General features: G+C 67.4%; 13 protein-coding genes. 5 read left to right on the top strand and 8 right to left on the bottom strand.

From position 1 onward, the window contains the following. Positions 1 to 65: 65 nt before the first annotated feature. The 5 genes from BSF38_RS02090 to BSF38_RS02070 form a co-directional block, all read right to left on the bottom strand. Positions 66 to 809 (bottom strand): hypothetical protein, encoded by a 744-nt coding sequence (locus tag BSF38_RS02090; protein WP_076350539.1) that lies wholly within the window; start codon positions 807 to 809, stop codon positions 66 to 68. 221 nt (positions 810 to 1,030) lie between these two features. Next, positions 1,031 to 4,228: a fibronectin type III domain-containing protein gene (locus tag BSF38_RS02085; RefSeq protein ID WP_076343234.1), complete on the bottom strand. Its 3,198-nt coding sequence runs from the start codon at positions 4,226 to 4,228 to the stop codon at positions 1,031 to 1,033. A gap of 192 nt (positions 4,229 to 4,420) precedes the next feature. Continuing rightward, on the bottom strand, positions 4,421 to 5,710 hold the full coding sequence (locus BSF38_RS02080; protein WP_076343233.1) for a hypothetical protein: 1,290 nt from the start codon (positions 5,708 to 5,710) through the stop codon (positions 4,421 to 4,423). A gap of 98 nt (positions 5,711 to 5,808) precedes the next feature. Beyond that, positions 5,809 to 9,288, bottom strand: coding sequence for a protein kinase domain-containing protein (locus BSF38_RS02075; protein WP_083712636.1), 3,480 nt, complete (start codon positions 9,286 to 9,288; stop codon positions 5,809 to 5,811). Further along, positions 9,285 to 9,926: an RNA polymerase sigma factor gene (locus BSF38_RS02070; protein WP_076343231.1), complete on the bottom strand. Its 642-nt coding sequence runs from the start codon at positions 9,924 to 9,926 to the stop codon at positions 9,285 to 9,287. The genes BSF38_RS02075 and BSF38_RS02070 overlap by 4 nt, the downstream gene beginning before the upstream one ends. 250 nt (positions 9,927 to 10,176) lie before the next feature. Here BSF38_RS02070 and BSF38_RS02065 point away from each other — a divergent pair, with 250 nt between their 5' ends. After that, complete coding sequence (locus BSF38_RS02065) at positions 10,177 to 10,617, top strand: RidA family protein (protein ID WP_076343230.1); 441 nt, start codon at positions 10,177 to 10,179, stop codon at positions 10,615 to 10,617. A gap of 11 nt (positions 10,618 to 10,628) precedes the next feature. Here the strand turns inward: BSF38_RS02065 and BSF38_RS02060 are convergent, their stop codons facing one another. Then, the gene (locus tag BSF38_RS02060) at positions 10,629 to 11,129 is read right to left on the bottom strand and encodes a c-type cytochrome (RefSeq protein ID WP_076343229.1); all 501 of its coding nucleotides are present in this window, start codon (positions 11,127 to 11,129) and stop codon (positions 10,629 to 10,631) included. A gap of 459 nt (positions 11,130 to 11,588) precedes the next feature. On the opposite strand from BSF38_RS02060, the gene gnd reads away from it, so the two are divergent. The 4 genes from gnd (at position 11,589) to BSF38_RS02035 (ending at position 15,234) form a co-directional block, all read left to right on the top strand. Further along, positions 11,589 to 12,608, top strand: a complete 1,020-nt coding sequence (gene gnd, locus BSF38_RS02050) for a phosphogluconate dehydrogenase (NAD(+)-dependent, decarboxylating) (RefSeq protein ID WP_076343227.1) — start codon at positions 11,589 to 11,591, stop codon at positions 12,606 to 12,608. Between the two features lie 52 nt (positions 12,609 to 12,660). Continuing rightward, on the top strand, positions 12,661 to 14,034 hold the full coding sequence (gene zwf / locus BSF38_RS02045; protein WP_076343226.1) for a glucose-6-phosphate dehydrogenase: 1,374 nt from the start codon (positions 12,661 to 12,663) through the stop codon (positions 14,032 to 14,034). Between the two features lie 67 nt (positions 14,035 to 14,101). After that, positions 14,102 to 14,812, top strand: coding sequence for an HAD family hydrolase (locus BSF38_RS02040; protein WP_076343225.1), 711 nt, complete (start codon positions 14,102 to 14,104; stop codon positions 14,810 to 14,812). 68 nt (positions 14,813 to 14,880) lie between these two features. Further along, positions 14,881 to 15,234: a DUF488 domain-containing protein gene (locus tag BSF38_RS02035; RefSeq protein WP_076343224.1), complete on the top strand. Its 354-nt coding sequence runs from the start codon at positions 14,881 to 14,883 to the stop codon at positions 15,232 to 15,234. A 132-nt stretch (positions 15,235 to 15,366) separates the two neighbouring features. Here the strand turns inward: BSF38_RS02035 and BSF38_RS02030 are convergent, their stop codons facing one another. Together BSF38_RS02030 and BSF38_RS29765 are read right to left on the bottom strand one after the other, a co-directional pair. Next, entirely contained in the window at positions 15,367 to 15,639 is a 273-nt protein-coding gene (locus tag BSF38_RS02030) for a hypothetical protein (RefSeq protein WP_145951933.1), read from the bottom strand. 166 nt (positions 15,640 to 15,805) lie between these two features. Continuing rightward, on the bottom strand, positions 15,806 to 18,229 hold the full coding sequence (locus BSF38_RS29765) for a DUF1559 domain-containing protein (RefSeq protein ID WP_083712634.1): 2,424 nt from the start codon (positions 18,227 to 18,229) through the stop codon (positions 15,806 to 15,808). Positions 18,230 to 18,470: the final 241 nt, after the last annotated feature.

The raw sequence follows: 18,470 nt of genomic DNA, 5'->3' as shown, positions 1-18,470 counted from the left end.
GTACCGAACCGCGTGGCACCCAGACGGCGGCCCAGGTTTGCTCAAGTTTATTGTTTCGCGAATGCTTACCGTGAGGCGATGACCTGGGCCAGCGGTCGCACGATCCGGGGGATCACCGAGCGATTGAGGAGTTCCTCGCCGATCTCGCGCTGGCGACGGAACGACTCCAGGAACGAGAGGTCGGGGCCGTTCCCCCAGTACTGCCGGACCGTGAAGTAGAGGCTGATCTGGTCTTCGGCGAAGTCGCCCGTGCGGATCTGATGGGCGCTCGTCCGGGTCTCGATAGACAGCCGGCACTGAAGCTGGCACGACTCGTCGAGGGCCATCGTCAGCGACGGCTCGAAGTTGACGACCTTCGCGCGCGGCATTTCGAGCAGACCTTCGAGTGCGCCGCCGACGCCGAGCGCCTCGGCGACCACCTCGTCATGGTTGCCGTCGTACGTGAAGTCGAAACCGTACATGACGTCGAGGGCTTCGCAGTCGAGCAGGCTGATGGTCAAGAGCGGCGGGGCCAGCTCAAGCAGCAATTCGTGCTGGCGGTAGGCGTCCTCGGTCGACTCGGGATTGGTATGGCCCGAGCCCAGTCGCCGCGGCTCGATGGAAACCCAACGGTACGAGTCTTCCTCCTTGTCGCCTTCCAGCACCAGGTCGCCGTTCTCCCTGGTGTGGAAGTTGCTCATCTCGGGAAAGCCCTTCCGCATCTGCTCGAAGAAGTGGAGGACCGTATCGCGATTGCTGGGAAGCTCCATCTCGGTGTTCAGATTCACATTGACGTAATAATCGTCGGCGTCGCCGCTGTATCGGTTCATCCTGGTGCCCTCGTCGTCTGCCGCTTCCATCACCATCGACCACGACGCGCCGGAGTCTTCCGAAAGCGCCTGTTTTATCAACGGATTTCTTGCTTCTCACACCCGATTTCGTGAAACCACCATCCTACCAGAACGCGGCAATCGAGGAAACGAACTCAGCTTGATCGGCGTCGCCATGATCCGCATCTCCTTGTCTCAATAGGGTTTGCGCCGCGACCTGTTCAAACGCGGGTCGCGCCGGCCTCGGGGTGGCGAAGACGGATGGGGAAAAGCGCGTCGGGATCGTAGCCGGGGTCGACGAAGGCGCGGAGGCCGAGGAACGCCAGGCGGGGGTCGGCGGGGATCGGGTGGCTGGCGCCGTCGCGGCCGGCGGGGAGGCGGGCGACGACGTCGCCGTCCTCGGCCGAGAGCGGCACGGCGCGGGCGTTGGCGACGACGACCATCGGCGGCACGTTCGCGCCGGGGGGGTCGGTCCGCATCGAGACCGACCAGGGACGGCCGGGGAGCCAGGGACGCTTCAACTGGTAGGCGACCGTGATTTCGGGGTGCGGGCCGGGAACGACGGTCTCGGCCGACGGCTCCAGGCCCGGCGAGAGGCACGTCGCGCCGTCGAGCTCGGCGACGCTGTAGACCCGAACGTGCCAGTGGGCCAGGCGAGGCGGGACGGGGCCGCCGCCGTCGGCCGGATGAAGCTCGAAGTCGCTCGGCTCGTCCGGCGACGAGGCCGGCAGGTGGAAAAGCCACGAGCCGAACCGGTCGTACTCGGCGCGCGAGACCGCGACCCCCAGGGCGGCGGGATCGTCCGGGCCGATCGGCGACGTCCCCTGGCGCGCGACGATCCGGGCCGAGACGGTGTCGGCGGCCCAGTTCCATCGAAGTTGGACCCGACCGCCGGCGGCTTCTCCGGGGGCGTTGCCGAGCCGGATCGCGCGGAGGCCCGACGGGTCGGCGACCCGGCTCAGGCTGGCCCCGTGGCCGACGACCAGGCTGTGTCCCAGCGACGCAAACAGCGTGTACCGGCACGAGCCGGCGGCCGGCGGATCGAAGTCCTCGGCCCGATTCGGGCCGGTCAGCTCGACCCACTCTCCCGCCAGCGATTCGGCCTCGGCGAGGGAGAGAATCGCGCCCGGGGCGTGCGGGACAGGTTCGAGAGAGCGCAGCAGCCGCACCGAACCGCGCGCGGGCTCGATCCAATCGAGGCGAACCTGGCCGCCGGGCGCGAGCATGATCCGGGGAGGTCCCGGAGGCGGGACCGGCGGGCTCGGGCGGGCCGAGACCGTCACCCCCGGCGACGGGAAGCGGCGGCCGTCGGGCGTCGCATAGATCGCGAAGACGCCGTAGTGGTAAACCTTGTCGTCGGCGACGTCGCGATCGACGGCCTGGTCGCGCGCGGCCGGCACGCGCGCGCCGTCGCGCGGGTTCTTGGGCGCGGCCTCCTGATTGCGGACGACGCGAACCTCGGTGGCGCCTCGCGGGACCACCCACGACAGCGACACCTCGCCCTCGCGGGTCGCGACCCGGAGGTCCTCCACGTCGGGCAGGAAGAGGATCGGTCCGGCCGCCACCGCGGCCAGCGACTCGGCGGCCCCCCGCTTGCTGAGCACGGCGTAGCTGACCGTCTCGGCCGGCTCGACGCGGCGGTCGTCGAACTCGGCCGTCGAGACCTCGGCGATCCGCGTGCCGTCGCCAGGGTGCTTCGGCAGCTCGCCCCGCTTGCGGATGATCGCGAAGGTCAGTGGGCCCAGGCCGTCGGCCTCGGGAGGAGTCCAGGAGAGCTGGACCCGGTCGCCGAGCGCTCGGGCCTCCAGGTTCGTCGGCGCGTCGGGAGGGCAGCGGCTCAGGCCGTCGAGGGCGTTCGGCAGGTCGGCGGCCAGCTCCAAACTCATGCGGTAGATTCTCCGGGCTTGCGGCGGGTCGACGCGCTCCAGCTTGCGAGCCTTCGCCGCCAGCCCTTCGGCCCGCCGCACCCGATCGGCGACGAGTTCGCGCGCCTTGCGGATCTCGGCCGAGCCGGGATCGTCGATCCGCCGCCACGCTTCGAGGGCCTTGAGGGCCGCCGTCATCCGGCCGCCAGCCTCGGCGAGTTCGAAAACCATCCGGGCTTGCTCGATCTCGACCCGGCGCTCCTGAATCTTGGCCATTCCGTTGCGCGCGCCGACGTGGTGCGGCGCGAACGACTGAACCTTCTCCAGATGGCGGCGGGCGGTCTCCAGGTCGTGCGACCGAAACGCATGCAACGCCGCGGAGAAATGACGGACGAGCGCCTCGCGAAGAACCAGCCGAAAGCCGCAGGCGCAGCGCGGCTGGTCGACCCAGCTTGAACGCCGGCAGACGGGGCACTCCCACTTGAGCGAGGCGCCGCAGTGCTTGCAGCGGGCGGGGCCGGCTCGGCGGGCGACCGGGCTGACCTCGCTCACCCCCGCGCAGTTGCGGCAGCGGACGACCTTGTAAGCGCCGTTGCTTCCGGCCGAGGCCGCCGCGGACTTCGGCTGGCCCGCGACCGACGGCGTCGCGGCGTGGGCGGCCGACAAGTCGAGAGCCGCGCCGCAGCGCCGGCACGCGCGCTGGAGCAGCCGACTCGCGCGGTCGGGCAAGATCCCCAATGCGCCGGCCTCGTCGATGAGGATCGCCCGCGTGCCGGCGTCGAGACGATCGCGCCCCTGGAGCGCGAAGTCGGCAGTCTGGTCGAAACGCTCCTCGGCTTCCAGCATCAGCGTCCGGTCGTAGCGCGCCCTCGACTTGGCCGCGCCGAGATGCGACTGCGCGTGCGAGATCGCTTCGAGCCAGGCGGTCTTCTCGGCGGTCACTTGGGCCTTCTTCATCCACCGCTGGCGCTCCTCGTCGGCGCGGGCGGCGATCACCGAGAGCGGCGCGTCGCGAAACAGCCCGAGAGCGTCGTAGAGGTCGCGGCGCCCCAGGTGCTCAAGGGCCAACCGGATCTGCCGACGAGTCGAGGGATCGAGCACGTCGGCGGGGGGCTCGGCGTCTTTCTCCGGCTCGGCGTCGTGGACGGCGTCATCCGTGAGCTTGGGAATGAGCCGGGTCAAGCGGTCGAGCACGTCCGGTTCGAGGCCCAGCCGGCTCGCCTCGGCGCGGAGCAGGGCGAAGTCCGGCGCGCCGAGTCCTCCCTTGGCGGCCCGGATGCGGATCAGCCGCTGAAGGTCGTCGAGCTTCTCGTCGCGGTCCGCGATCTGCGCAGCGGCAAGCTCGGCGTCGTAGGCGGCGCGGGTCTCGGCGCTGCCCATGAGGGCGCGGCGGAGCGCGGGGATCTCGTCGAGAAAGAGCTGGTTGGCATGTCGGGTCTTGGGATTTCGCGTCCCCATCGACCACGCCGGCTGCTTCTTCCGGAGCGCGGCGTCGATCTCGGCGGCCGTGGCGGCCGGGTCGACGCCCAGTCTCTCGTAATAGTCGGGAACCATGCTTGTTGCGTCACTTCTCGCCGTGCGTGGCGCCTCCCTGATCGAGTCGATCGGCCATCCCACCGATCCTGTTTGGATATTGTCGAGTCCTCGCGTGGAGCCGTCCAGTGCGAGCCCGTCCCGGTTCGCACCACTCAGCCGGACTTGACGACGCCCGGGGCAATGAGTTGACGAGAAGTCACGCGGGCGGCCTCACCCCCGTGAGCCCCGCGCCGGATTGGCTTCCTTCGCTCGCGGGGAACCCGGTCTCCAGCGATTTAACCTGAAGCGGTACAGAGGCTTCGGAATTTCGTCCATCGGCTTCGTTCGCGCTGTTTCTGGGTGTTCTGGAGGGCCTTTCCCCCGCCTCCAGCAGCTTCGCCAGGTAATCGGCCATGCCCTCAGCGACCAGGGTTTCGATCGGGTCGGACCGGTACGACGAGGGGCGGGCGACCGGCTTCCGGGGGGCCGTCGGATTGGGTTCCTTCGTCGCTTTTTCTCCGGTTTCGACGCGTGGGCCTCGGCCTTGCGGATCTTCGTCAGCAAGTCGATGGTGCGGAGGAGGTCGCGGGTCCGGGCGGTCTGGAACCGTCGGAGCCGCTCGAAAGTGTCGCTGGCCGAGAACGAGGCTTGCTCGGCGAGTTCCATCGCGTCTTCGCCCTCGATCTCTTCGAGGTCCACGAGCAGATCCTGAAGCCGTTCGATTTCGCGCTCGGCGATCCCGCGCAGGAACGCGACGCCGGCCTCGGGAGATTCGGGGCGTGGCACGATCTCGCGCCAGACCCGCCAGGCGCTGAATGCCGGATCTTCGTACGGCGTCATCTCCTGCATCTGGAGCCAGAACCGGGTGCCCCACTTCTCCTCGATTGTCTCCCAGGCGAGGAAGATCTCGTTCAACTCCGGATCGTCGATCGCGGCCAGCGGCTGTTTGCCGAGCAGGCGGACGAATCGGAACTGGTCGAGGAAGGTCCAGTTCTCATTCGAGATGATCAAACAGCGCATCTCGACCCAGCGATCGAGCAGCCATTGCGCGCCTTCGGGCGATTCTTCGAGCCGGGCGACGAAGGCCGAGGGGTCGTCGGTCCAGGCCGGGCCGGAGATCGGCAACAACCGCTTCCCCGCCATGTAAAACAATTTGCGGCCGAGTTCGCAGACCTTCTCCGTCCGCTTGGCGCGCGAGCGGAGCATGGCCTTGCGCACTTTGCGCGCGAGGAGGGCGGTCTCGTACCGCTCGGCCCGGTCGAGAGTCCACGAGATCCGCGCCGCCCGGACGACCAGCTCGCGTTCGACGGCGTTGGTCGGCTGGTAGTCGTCGACCCACTCCTGGATCTTGGCTTCCAGCTCGGCCGGGTCTTCGTGGGGCAGGATCGGGTTGACGGTTTTGGCGCGCATTCCGTGTTTAAGGGCGTTCAGCCGCGATCGAGCCTTGCCCTCGTCGGATTTCGGTCCGCAGCTTTTCTTGGCGTTGGCGCGGTTGGCCTGGAGCTGGGCGTCGGTGGACATCGCGGGAAATCTCCTCGGTGGGGGCGTCGTCGATGAGGCCGCTACCGAGAGGATGTATCCGGATCGCCACTTCCAGAAAAAAATCCGGATTCTTCCGATTATTCCGACGACTTCCGCAGTGAAAACGGGTCGTCGGACAAGGCTCGCCAGAGCTGGACCGAGCCGTCGTGAGCGCACGAGGCGAGAAGGCGGCCGTCGGGCGAGAAGGCGATGTCGTTGACCTGGGCGGCGTGTCCTCTCAAGGTCAGCAATTCCTGACCGGCGAGCGTGTCCCAGACCCGGATCGTCCCGGACTTGCTGGAGGTGGCCAGCGAACGACCGTCGGTGGCGAAGGCGAGGTCGAGGAACGGATCAATGTCGCCGCGGATGGATCGGAGCAGGGCGAGGGTCGTCGCATCGCGAAGCACGACGACGCCGTCCTCGTCAGCGGTCGCGAGCAGGGCTCCGTCAGGAGAGAAGGCGACCGCCACCAGCTTCGTCGGGATTTTTTCTCGATGCAGGAGCGAGCCTTGAACCGGGTCCCAGAGTCGCACGGCTCCCGAGGTGCTGGCCGAGGCCAGCCGGCGGCCGTCGGGTGAGAACGCCACGCTGCGGACCGTACTGGAGTGGCCGACGAGCCGCTGGATGCAGCGTCGCGCGGCGACGTCCCAGAGCCGGATCGTCTGGTCGCGGCCGCCCGAGGCGAGCACGGCGCCGTTGGGGGAGAAAGCGACCGTCCGAACCATGTCGTCGTGACCGGAGAGTTCGGCAAGCAGCTTGCCGTCGGCGACGTTCCAGAGCCGGACGTTGCCGGTCGACGCCAGATGGCCCGTGGCGAGCATGCGACCGTCGGGAGAGAAGGCGATCGACGCGACCGTCCCCACCCCCCCCGACCACCCCCGAAGGAGAGCGCTCGACGCCGGGTCCCAGATCTTGATCGTCTGCGGCTCGTCGGTGTCGTCACTGCCGGTGGCCAGCAACTTGCCGTCGGGGGAGAAGGCGACCGACCAGGCTTCATCCTTGTGCCCGGCCAGCGGCGGAGGATCTGGGGGTGGGTCGAACCGCCAGATCCGCGGCGACCGGAGCCCACCCATCACCAAGGCGCGGCTGTCGGGCGTGAAGACCAGCGAGTCGGTCGCGGGGTCCGGACTCGGCGGCGGACCGAAGCGACGGCCGGTGGCCAGCTCCCAGACGGCCGCGGAAAGGAGGCCTTGAGGCTTGCGCTTCGGCGAAACCGCCAGAAACCTGCGGTCGGGAGAGAAGGCGATCGCGCGAACGCCGTCCGATTCGTTCGGATCGAGCGGGTCGCGCGAGTCGAACTTGTGGTACGGAACCGAAGCACGATCCCAGACATGAACCGCGCCGGTCGCATCGGACGCCGCGATCAGGTCGCCCCCCGGGCCGAACCAGAGGCTCGTGAGCTTGACGTCAAGCCGACGCCGTTCCCGCTCGGTTCCGTTGGATGTGTCGTAGATGATTATCAGGCCGTCGGGAAAGCCCACCGCCACCCAGCGGCCGTCGGCCGAGAGGACGATCGCCGGCGTCGCGTCGCCTCGATCCGAGAGCTTCGACAGGACCTCGCCGGTCGACACGTCGCGCACGAAGACCCCCTCGTTTTCGAGCGTGACGAAGCGCTCGCCCGAGGGAGCGAAAACGGGGTACGCGAGCCCGTCGAGGGCCACCAGCGGCTTCGGCTCGGGGCCGGTGTCGTGGAGGTTCCAGATCCGCAACGAGACCGACGGCCATGCACCGCCGGTCTCCCAGGCGCAAGCCAACAGGCGGCCGTCCGCAAGGAGCGCGTGGTGGAAAAACCGGTCCAGCTTCTCCGCCGAAGCTTCGAGCGGAAACCGCATCCGGATCTCGCCCCCCTTCGTCTCCCAGACGGCGAGCTCGTCGCGCCGGCCGCCCGAGCCGAGGCGATCGCCGACGACGATCCGGCCGTCGGAGCTGAACACGACGTCCTGCGCGTCGAAGGGCCCGCTCCTTCCAGGAGCGGCGACCCGCGGAAAGCTCCAGAACGTGAGTATTTGATCGACGCCTCGCGAGAACAGCTTCGAGCCGTCGCGGGTGAGCAGAATCTCGTGAGTGGGGACGGCGGGGCCGGGGAGGAGCACGATCTCGCGGCGAGCCAGGCGACGGAGGTAGTACCAGGAGAAATCGCGAGGGTCGTCGCCGTCCGGGCTGGGCTCGATCGCGTCGAGCGACTCCTGGGCCCGCTCCCAGCGCTTGTCGTCGACGGCCTGGGCGGCCAGACGGAGGCTCAATACGTAGGCGCGGCGTTCGGCGAGCCGGGTGGACTGATCGGCCCGGGCGACCGCGGTCCGCAACACGGCGGTGTATTTCTGAAGCCACACGGTGTATTGGAACGCGGCCAGGGCCAGACAGACGGCGACGCAGACCGTCGCCGCGAGGCCGGCCGTCACCAGCCTTCGGTGTCGCCGGGTCCATTTCCAGGCGTGGTCGACGAGGGTCGGCCTGCGGGCCCGGATCGGCCGATCGTCGAGGAACCGGGCGAGGTCGGCGGCCAGGTCGCCGGCCGTCGCGTAGCGGTCGGCCGGAGCCTTGGCCATCGCCTTGAGGACGATCGTCTCAAGGTCGACCGGAATCGTCGGATCGAGCTTCCGGGGGGCCGTCGGCTCCTCCTCGGCGATCCGCCGCAGCACGTCGATGCGGTCGTCGCCGGGGAACGCGGGATGCAACGTCAAGAGCTCGTAAATCGTCACGCCCAGCGAGTAGACGTCGGCGCGGCCGTCGAACGGTCCGCGACGGCCGAGCGCCTGCTCGGGGCTCATGTAGCGAGGCGTCCCGAGAAGGTCTCCCGTCAAGGTCAGGTCGAGGCCCCCCATGATCCGGGCCAGACCGAAATCCGTGATCCAGACGTGGCCGGCCTCGTCGACGAGGAGGTTCGACGGCTTGATGTCGCGATGCACGACGTCGCACGCGTGGGCGTGCTCCAGCGCCTCGGCGGCCTGAAGGGCCATCCGGGCGACCTCGCGCGCGAACGCCACGCCCCGGCTGAAGGATCGCGAGCCTCCCGAGGCCGCCTGAGGCGACGCGCCGGTGTCGCGCCGCTCGTTCTGAGCCCGGCGATCGCGGACGACCTGCGCCAGGTCGCGTCCCTCGATGAACCGCATGGCGTAGTACGGGGTTCCTTCAGCCGTTCCCGTGGAGTAAACCTCCACGATATGCGGGTGTTGCAAGCCCGCGGCGGCCTGGGCTTCGAGCTGGAACCGGCGCAGTTGCTTGGAATCGAGGGCCGACGCGTTGGGCAAGACCTTCAGGGCGACTCGACGATCGAGAGAGAGCTGGATCGCTTCATAGACGACCCCCATGCCGCCGCGGCCCACCTCGCGGATAATCCGAAAGTCGCCCAGGCGGCCGAGGTCGACGTGCGGGGTCGTCGGCCCTCGAAGTTCGGTCACCATCCGCAGCGTGGGCAGGATCTCACGGAGTGGAGCCTCGAAGTCGGGATAATCCAGCGGGTCGACGGCTTCGCCGCGGCGAAGCCGCTCTCCAACCTCGGCGACCACCTCGGCGAACGCGGTCTCCGTGGAATCGGAATCGAACGGATCGGACGGGTGGTCGAATCCGCTCATCATCCGCCCTCGGGGTCGCGGATGTTGATGAGCACGCGAATCCGTTGCAAGGCGCGGAGGTGCTGCATCTTGGCCGTCGTTTCGTCGACGCCCAGAATCGCGGCGATGTCGGAGAAATTCAGCTCCTCCAGGTAGTGCATGACCAGAATCTCGCGGTCGGGCGGATTCAGACGCTCAAGAGCGGCCCGAGTCCGAGGATGGCTCTCCTTCAGGACGTGCGCCTGACCGGGCGTGGTCTCGTCGTCGTTCCGGAGGGCGGCCAGGAGCTGGCGCGATCCGGCGGTCTTGACGATGGTGTCGTCTTCGTTGAGGAAGCCGCCGTCGGCCTCGGTCGGCATGTGTCGCCGACGCGTCAAGGTCAGCCGCTCGGCGGCCAACCGGTGCAGCCAGGGGTAAAAAGCCATCGGCCGATCGCGCACATAGTCGGCCAGCTTGCTCTCGGCTTCGACCAACGCCTCCCGGACGACGTCCGAGGCGTCGATCTGCGCCGCCTGGTGCGAACTCAACCGCAAGGCCACCATGCGCCTCAACCGATCCCGATGCCGTCCCAGGAGTTTTTGCAATGCGACCGCATCCCCGTCCGCGGCGTGGCGGAGGAGGAGGACCTCGGTGTCGTCGCCGGCGAGACGGGTCGTAGCCATTGACGGTTCCAGCGGGAGTGAGTGGGCAACCATAAAAAGCTTGGCATAAACGGCTTCCGCCTGCAATCCCGGCGAAGGGAGAAGCCGGTTCGATCGTGGACCAACCGCTGGACGCCCTTGCCCGCTCGATTGCGGCGCGCTACGCTGAGGCGAGTCGAACGACGGGGTGAAGACGTGCCACTCGGCCCCACCCGTTCGACGTTTCCAGTCCACCGCCAGCCCCCCTTTGAAAACAGGAGCGACGCAAGATATGACGCCCAAGGTCAAGATCACGACGAGCGAACGCAACGAACGTCTCTGCGCCTCCAGCGGATCGGCCTGGGAAGCGACCATCGGCTACTCGCGCGCCATTCGCGTGAAGGACGCGATCTTCGTGACGGGCACGGTCGGCGTCGAGGCCGACGGCCACTATTCGCCGACGCTCGAAGGCCAGACCCGACGCGCGTTCGAGATCATCTTCGCGGCCCTCGAAGCGCTCGACGGCAAGGCGGCCGACGTCGTTCGCACGCGGATCTTCGTCACCGACATCAAGAAGTGGAAAGAGGTCGGCGCGGTCCACGGCGAGTTGTTCGGCGAGATCCGCCCCGCGTTGACGATGGTTCAAGTCTCGGGCCTGATCGACGCCGACGCCCAGATCGAGATCGAGGTCGACGCCTTGATTCACGACGACCTCGTCAACCGCATGGCCTGAACCGGCGGCGATCAGCGCGGCGCGACCGGGCCGAAACCGCCGGAGCCCCTCAACGACTCAGGGATCGGCGCTTTCGACAAGTAATAGCAATAGGCGGCCACGGCCTTGAGCTCGTCGTCTTCGAGCAACTGGCCCCAGCCGGACATCCTGGTGTCGGGAACGCCTCGGGAGATCACGGCGACCACGTCTTCGGGCCGGTCGCCGTGCTTCCACTTGCCGTCGGCCAGGTCGCCGACCGGCGGTCCGGTCAGGCTCCCCGCGATCGGGCCGTCGCCCCGGCCCTCGACCCCATGGCAACCGACGCAACGCGCCATGTAGACGGTTCGTCCCAGGAGCAGCGTCGGATCGTTCAAGACCTCGACGGGAACCGGGACGGGACGGGGACGGAACGCGTAGAACCCGACGACGCCCGTGGTCATCAGGAGCAGCATGCCCATGAACACCCACTTGCCGGCGGCGGGGTCGAATGCCGCGGGGGCGTCTTGGTCCGGTGAACGGTCAGCAGTCGACAAGGTGGGCGTCTACCATCAAGGTGCCAGGAATCAGGGTCCGAGGTTCGATTCCAACCTTAACCTCCGCGACGCGACGACGGCAAGCGCTTCCGGCGGTCGGAATGCCCCGCATCAGCGCCAGTCGAAGCCGTTCTTGTCGCGCCGGGCTCTGGCGGATCGCAACGAGAGCGGTCCCACGACATGCCCGACGGCCGCCAGCGCGGCCCCGACGACGATGACCAGCAAGAACGCCGGTTGCGTCGCGAGGATGGCGAACCAGGCGAAAGCCCGCTAGACTCACTATTAAAAGTCTTTAACCTCAGCGCCACGCGAGCGGCGTCACCGATTGGGTTCGAGGAGGATTTCGCTTCAGGAGGGGAGTTGGCGAGTCGAGGCTTCACGACCCCGCTGAACCGCCGTCGTCGCGGCCTCACGAAACGATCGTCATGCCCCACGACAGCTAGGAAACAGGAGTCAGGAATGCAGCTCGGAATGATCGGCCTGGGCCGGATGGGGGCCAACCTGGTGCGGCGTTTGATCAAGGGCGGCCATCAGTGCGTCGTGTTCGATGTGCAACCCGGTCCGGTGCAGGCTCTGGTCAAAGAGGGCGCGACGGGCGCGTCGTCGCTGGACGATCTCGTGAAGAAACTGGAGAAACCGCGAGCCGTCTGGCTGATGGTCCCCGCCGCCCTCGTCGATCCGATCCTCGACGACCTCGCGCCCAGGCTCGACGAGGGCGACGTCGTCATCGACGGCGGCAACTCGTACTACATCGACGACCTCCGCCGCGCCGGCCAACTCAAGAGCAGGGGGCTGGAGTACCTCGACGTCGGCACCAGCGGCGGCGTTTGGGGGCTCGAGCGGGGATACTGTTTGATGATCGGCGGGCCGGCGGACGTGGTGAAACGCCTCGATCCGATCTTCGCGACCCTCGCGCCGGGGATCGACGCCGCGTCGCGGACCCCGGGGCGAGAGCGGCTCGGCGGCACCGCGGAGCACGGCTACTTGCGCTGCGGGCCGAGCGGCGCGGGCCACTTCGTCAAAATGGTCCACAACGGCATCGAGTACGGCGTCATGGCCGCCTACGCCGAGGGGCTGGACATCCTCCACCACGCCGACGTCGGCAAGAAGTCGCACCTGGTCGACGCCGAGACGACCCCGCTGCGCGACCCCGAGCTTTATCAATACGATCTCGATCTGCGCGACGTCGCCGAGGTCTGGCGGCGTGGCAGCGTGATCGCGTCGTGGCTCCTGGATCTGACGGCGGCGGCCCTGCTCGAAGAGCCCGAGCTGTCGAGTTTCTCGGGACGGGTCGCCGATTCAGGCGAAGGGCGATGGACGATCAAGGCGGCGATCGACGAGGCCGTGCCGGCGCCCGTGCTCACCACGGCGCTCTACGAGCGGTTCGCCTCGCGGGGCGAGGCCACCTTCGCCGACAAGCTGCTCTCGGCGATGCGCCGCCAGTTCGGCGGGCACCACGAAAAGACCGTCGAGAAATGACTCGCCGGCAGGCTCGCGGCATGGGCTGGGACCTCGGGTTCAGGAGGATTGAATGATCGCTCCCCGCTCCGACGCGCTGGTCTTCTTCGGCGCGACCGGCGACCTCGCCCACAAGAAGATCTTCCCGGCGCTTCAGGCGATGGTCAAACACGGCCGTCTCACCGCGCCGGTCGTGGGCGTGGCCAAGGCCGGATGGAACCTCGACCAACTCAAGGCCCGGGCGCGCGACGGCCTCGAACGACACGGCGGCGTCGATGAGGCCGCATTCGCCAAGCTGTGCGGATTGCTTCGTTACATCGACGGCGACTACCAAGATCCGGCGACCTTCCAGGCTCTGCGCGGGGAACTTGGCGACGCCGGACACCCGACGCACTACCTCGCCATCCCACCGAGTCTTTTCGGACTGGTCGTCGAGCAACTCGGCAGGTCGGGCTGCGCCCAAGGGGCCCGGGTCATCGTCGAGAAGCCGTTCGGCCACGACCTCGAATCCGCCAAGAGGCTCAATGCGATTCTCCTGAGCGCGTTCGACGAAAAGGCGATCTTCCGGATCGACCATTACCTGGGGAAGCGCCCGGTTCAAAATCTTCACTACTTCCGCTTCGCCAACAGGTTCCTCGAGCCGATCTGGAACCATGAGCACGTGGAAGACGTGCAGATCACCATGGCCGAGCAGTTCGGAATTCAGGGCCGTGGCGCGTTTTACGACAAGACCGGCGCCATCCGGGACGTGATCCAGAACCACCTGCTCCAGGTGCTGGCCTACGTGGCGATGGAGCCGCCGGCCGGGACGGACGGCGAGTCGATTCGCGACGCCAAGGTGAAGCTCGTCAAGGAGGTCCGCCCGCTCGACGCGCGAAACGTCGTCCGCGGCCAGTTCCGCGGCTACCACGACGAACCGGGCGTGGCGCCCGACTCCCAGGTCGAGACGTTCGCCGCCATGCGGCTGGAGATCGATTCACCGCGCTGGCGGGGCGTCCCCTTCTTCATCCGGGCCGGGAAGCGCCTGCCCGTGACGTGCACCGAGGTGATCGTCAAGCTCCGACCGTCGCGAAGCCGTCATCACTTCGACTCGCCGCTACCGAACCACCTCCGATTCCGGATCAGCCCCGAGGCCTCGATCGCGATCGGCGTGATGATCATGGGGTCGGGCGAAACCATGGCCGGCCGTCCGGTCGAGTTGATGGCGTGCCACCACCCCGACGCCGACGAGATGGACGCCTACGAGCGGCTCCTCGGTGAAGCCATGAACGGCGACCACGGCCTCTTCGCCCGCGAAGACTACGTCGAGGAAGAGTGGCGCATCGTTGATCCGGTCCTGGATTCGGCCACCCCCGTTCACGAATACGAGCCGAACACCTGGGGACCGAGTCAGGCCGATCGGATCATCACCGACGCTGCCGGCTGGCATAATCCGACGACGTCGTGAGTCAGACCGGCGATGCGAAGCCGAGATCCGCCGAGATTCCCCTGAGAGACTCTATGGAGACGATCGCGTGCCGCAAGCTCATCCCGTCGTGTTTCTGCTGGACGTCGACAACACGTTGCTCGACAACGACCAGATCGTCGTCGACCTGAAACGCCACTTGACGGAGGCGTTCGGGTCCGAGTGCGAGAAGCGCTACTGGGCGATCTTCGAGGAGAACCGCGCGGCCGTGGGCTATGCGGACTACCTCAGCGCCTTGCAGCGCTATCGGATCGAGAACCCACACAACCCGCACATACTCAAACTGTCTTACTTCCTGCTGGAGTATCCGTTCGCCGATCGCCTCTTCCCCGGCGCCCTCGAGGTGATCGCGCGATTCAATTCCTGGGGCCAGTCGGTCATCCTGTCCGACGGCGACGTCGTCTTTCAGCCCCGGAAGATCGAGCGTTCGGGCCTGTACAGTGCGGTCGATGAGCGCGCACTCATCTACGTCCATAAAGAGCAGCAACTGGACGACGTCGAGATGCGTTACCCCGCTCGACACTACGTGCTGGTGGACGACAAGCTGCGACTGCTGAACGCCGTGAAGAAAGTCTGGGGGCCGCGCGTGACGACCGTCTTCCCGCGTCAGGGGCATTACGCGCACGACCCGAAGCTGTTGACCGCGTACCCGCCCGCGGACGTCACGGTCGAGCGAATCGAAGACCTGCTCCTGTACGACCTCTCCACGCTGCTTGCGGCCGCCCAGGCCGGCGGCGGCGCTCTCGGCTCCTCGGGGTAGGGCGTTGGTCGGAGGACGAACGCCCTCGACCGCCGCCTTGCCGAACACTCAAAGGAGGCTCTTCCGCCATGTTCAAACTCAAACGGGTTTACGAACAGACGTCACCGGATGACGGTTTCCGGGTGCTGGTGGAACGGCTCTGGCCGCGCGGCGTCAGCAAGGAGCGAGCGGAACTCGACCTCTGGCTCAAGGACGTCGCCCCGAGCCCTGAGCTGCGAAAATGGTTCAGCCACGACCCGGCCAAGTGGCGGGAGTTTCAAGAGCGCTACGCCGCGGAACTCAAGGATGACGAAGCGGCCCTGGACGTGCTGAAGCAGAAAGGGAAGGAAGGAACCGTGACGCTGCTGTACGCCTCCCATGACGAGGAGCACAACGGGGCGCTGGTCTTGAAGACGTATCTCGACCGTCATCACACGAAGTGAGCGACGCTCCTCGCCTTTGCATTTGGGTTGCATGCAGCGATCAAAGCAGACCATCGCGAACATCCCTTCTCCCCTCGCGCGGGGAGAAGGGAGTTCGGCCCCGGCCCGCCTACATCCCAAAAGTCCACCGCGTTAAACCGCGTTGGCCACGACCCAGGCGAACAGGCTCTTGAAATCCTCGAAACAGCGAGAGCAGACCCAGCGGTCGCCGCGATGCGTGGCGTACGCTTCGCTCGCGGCGTCGAGGCGGTCGCCGCCGGCGATCGGCTCCCAGCAGAACTCGCAATGACCGTCGTAGCAGGCGTCCGGGACGGCGAGCCGTCGCGGAGCCGGATGCAGCGTCGCCCCGTGGAGGTAACGCTCCTGATCGTGAAGCCGCCAATCGTCTTTCCCAAAGGGCGTCATCCGTTCGCCTCGCTCGACCAATCGGGGGGAAGGCGCCCGCTTCGGGGCTTCCCCGGGATCAGACCATGACATCAGACCATGTCCTCGCTCTACGATTTAGCCGGGCGGCTCCGCCGGAGGCAAGACTTTTCTCCGAATTCCATCGGAGTCGCCCGGGATCGAGGTTTCAATAGGACCCGGGGTCGATGGCTTCGCCTCCGTTGCGTGTGATCAGGGCCTTGAGCGTCTTGGCGTCGGTCGCCCTGTTCATGAACCGGACCGAACCGTCGACGAACAGAGCATTGAAGCCGCCGGGGTGCTTGGAGCCGGCGCCGAACAGGGAGGACGGAGCCTTGGGATCGAAGGGAAGATCCGCGGGCTTGGTCCAGGGAACGCCCTCGGCGGCTTCGACGACCGCGAACGTCTTCGAGGCGCCGTCGGTGACGTCCTCGAACTGGACCTTCCGCCCCTTCTCCAGAAAGCCGCCGGGTCCATCGAAACCGAGGTAGCTCGTCAGGGTGGAGTCCGGCCGGGGGTCGCTCGGGCAGCGATAGATCGTCGGGATCTGACTCAGCAGCGGCTTGTTGTGCGGGCTGTCCCAGGGCTCGTCGAGCTTGAACTGGTTGTAGAGTTCCTGCTGCTCTATAAACGGCAGGATGGCCACGCGCCAGCTCAAGAGCGGCTTGCCGTCCTTGTCGACGATGTCGCCCGGGAACGCCCCGGTGACCGCGTCGTGGTTGTGGAATGCGAGGCCGATCTGCTTGAGGTTGTTGACGCACTGGGCGCGGCGGGCGGCCTCGCGGGCCGCCTGCACGGCCGGCAGCAAGAGCGCGACCAGCACGCCCGAGGACGCCGGCGAAGTCACGCTCGGGAGCGACTCGCGCTGGACGAAGAAAATCCCCTGATCGTCGACCGCCAGGGCGAACGACGCGGGGAAGAGCAGCGCCCGAAGCTGATCAGCCGGGGGGACCTTGGCGGGGTCGATGTTGATCGCGACGGCCGGCCCTCCGTTGGCGCGCGACGCCTGGGAGATCTGAGCGTTGAGCATCGGAACGAGTTGAGGGAGGCTCTCGATGATCGCCGGCAGGGTCTCGCGGATGTCGGAGACCGACAGCATGACCATGCCGCGCGGCAGCCGCTCGGCCAGGGGGATGAACGCCTCGGTCGGCTTCCATCGGCCGTCCGGGCCCGCGCCGGCGGCGGCGACGGCCTTGCGCGCCGCATCGCGAGACGCGGCGACCATGAGCTGTCCCTTGGCGAGCGTGATCGTGGGCGAGAAGGCGGCGCCCAGCAGCCCCGGCGGGCCGATCTCGGAAAGATCCATCACGTACTCGACGCCCGCTCCGTCCTCACGGACGAACCGGGGAGGCTTGGGAACCCCCTTGGCCTGTTCGGCGACGGCCTGGTTGATGATCTTGACGACCCCTTCCAGCTTCGCGCCCAGCGCCGCCTCGTCCGTCGTCCGCGCGCTGACCACCAGGCCGCCGTACGCGAAGAAGGTCGCGATCCTCGGGTCGGGGAGGTTGACCTGAGGCAGTTCGACGGGGAGCAGGTAGATCGCGAGTTGGGGGCCCAGCAGCTTGAGCACGTCGCCGCGAAGGTCCAGGCCGATCCGGTCGCGAACCCTCGCCTCGAACGTCTCGAACTCCTTGATGTTCTCGGGAGCGTTCTCCTTGACCAGCGCGACGACCTGATCGTAGGTCTTGAGTGGATCGATCGAGAACAGGTTGAAGCCGGTCAGACCGGCCGGGATCGGGGGCAGCGAGCCGACGTCGAACGTCGGCTGATCGATCAACTTCAGCGCCCCGCGTCGGGGCGAGGGAGCGACAAGCCGCAAGACGGTCGTCAGGGCCTCGGCCTGGAAGCCCCACTGGAACTCGACCGCCTTCGCGCCGTCCAGTCCGAGCTTCACGGCTTTGGGGGGCAGGGCCGGCGCGGCGGTGATGTCGAAGAAGCCGAGGGCCACGGGCTCGTAGCCGTCGCCTGGCTTCGCGAGGGCGACCCGTCTGGGATGCGACTCGGCGTTCGCCCCCTTGCCGTCGAGGGCCGCGAGCACGGCGTCGACGCCCCCCTTGTCGGCGAAGACGAGGTCATGGCCCTCGATCCACCAGCCCCCGTCCCCGTTGGGATGAATCGATCGGCCGGACTTCTGGATCGGCTCGGGCCTGGGAGCGTCTTTCGCCCGACCGGCCGCGACGGCCGCCTCCACGAGTCGGACGACTTCGGGCCGGTCGGCGTCGCGCAGGACGAACACGCCGCTCGGCTTGTCGGGGTCGCCGAAGAGCCCCGCCGCAAACCCCTTGGCCGTGATCTGATCGAACAGCAGGACGACGTCGGCCTTGGCGACCTTCTTGAAGCCGGGATTCGCCTTCTGGGCGAGATCAAACCCTTGGCCTGCCAGGTCGCGCAGCAGTGCTCCAAGCGGCGTGTCGTTGAGGGCCTTCTGAGCCGCCGTCTTCTTCCAGGCCTCGCGGTGGGCGTCGATCCCGCCGAACTCGAACAGGGCGATCACCTTCTCGCCCGGCACGTAACGCGCGAGCGACGAGGCGGCCTTCTCCGTCGCGGCGGGCGCGACGGCCTGGGCCGAAGTGAACCTCGATCCGATCAACATCAGACACAACGCTGATCCCGCCGCAAGCCACGAGGGCCGACGAGCCGATCGATTCGACGAGGCGCGACACGAGCGATTCATAAAGAAACCCCTGGTCCGTCGGGATCCGAAATCACCAAAACACCTCGACCCGAATGCAACACATCGTGGAGGCGCGATCCCAGGATAAGAGCCCACCGAGCCCGGGCACAAGAAAAATCCCAGTCGCCCCAACCCATGTCGACCTCTCGATACCAAGAAG

The organism is Paludisphaera borealis (assembly GCF_001956985.1).
In the GTDB taxonomy this organism is placed as follows: Bacteria; Planctomycetota; Planctomycetia; order Isosphaerales; family Isosphaeraceae; genus Paludisphaera; species Paludisphaera borealis.
Note: the sequence above shows the minus strand (reverse complement) of the source record. Positions and strands in the feature narration are given on the sequence as shown.

Coding starts and splice junctions, on each gene's coding strand:
- BSF38_RS02085 (WP_076343234.1), bottom strand. CDS start 4,228: ATGGTTCCCGACTATTACGAGAGACTGGGCGTCGACCCGGCCGCCACG.
- BSF38_RS02090 (WP_076350539.1), bottom strand. CDS start 809: ATGAACCGATACAGCGGCGACGCCGACGATTATTACGTCAATGTGAAT.
- BSF38_RS29765 (WP_083712634.1), bottom strand. CDS start 18,229: ATGTTGATCGGATCGAGGTTCACTTCGGCCCAGGCCGTCGCGCCCGCC.
- BSF38_RS02030 (WP_145951933.1), bottom strand. CDS start 15,639: ATGACGCCCTTTGGGAAAGACGATTGGCGGCTTCACGATCAGGAGCGT.
- BSF38_RS02065 (WP_076343230.1), top strand. CDS start 10,177: ATGACGCCCAAGGTCAAGATCACGACGAGCGAACGCAACGAACGTCTC.
- gnd (WP_076343227.1), top strand. CDS start 11,589: ATGCAGCTCGGAATGATCGGCCTGGGCCGGATGGGGGCCAACCTGGTG.
- BSF38_RS02035 (WP_076343224.1), top strand. CDS start 14,881: ATGTTCAAACTCAAACGGGTTTACGAACAGACGTCACCGGATGACGGT.
- BSF38_RS02075 (WP_083712636.1), bottom strand. CDS start 9,288: ATGATGAGCGGATTCGACCACCCGTCCGATCCGTTCGATTCCGATTCC.
- BSF38_RS02080 (WP_076343233.1), bottom strand. CDS start 5,710: ATGTCCACCGACGCCCAGCTCCAGGCCAACCGCGCCAACGCCAAGAAA.
- zwf (WP_076343226.1), top strand. CDS start 12,661: ATGATCGCTCCCCGCTCCGACGCGCTGGTCTTCTTCGGCGCGACCGGC.
- BSF38_RS02070 (WP_076343231.1), bottom strand. CDS start 9,926: ATGGCTACGACCCGTCTCGCCGGCGACGACACCGAGGTCCTCCTCCTC.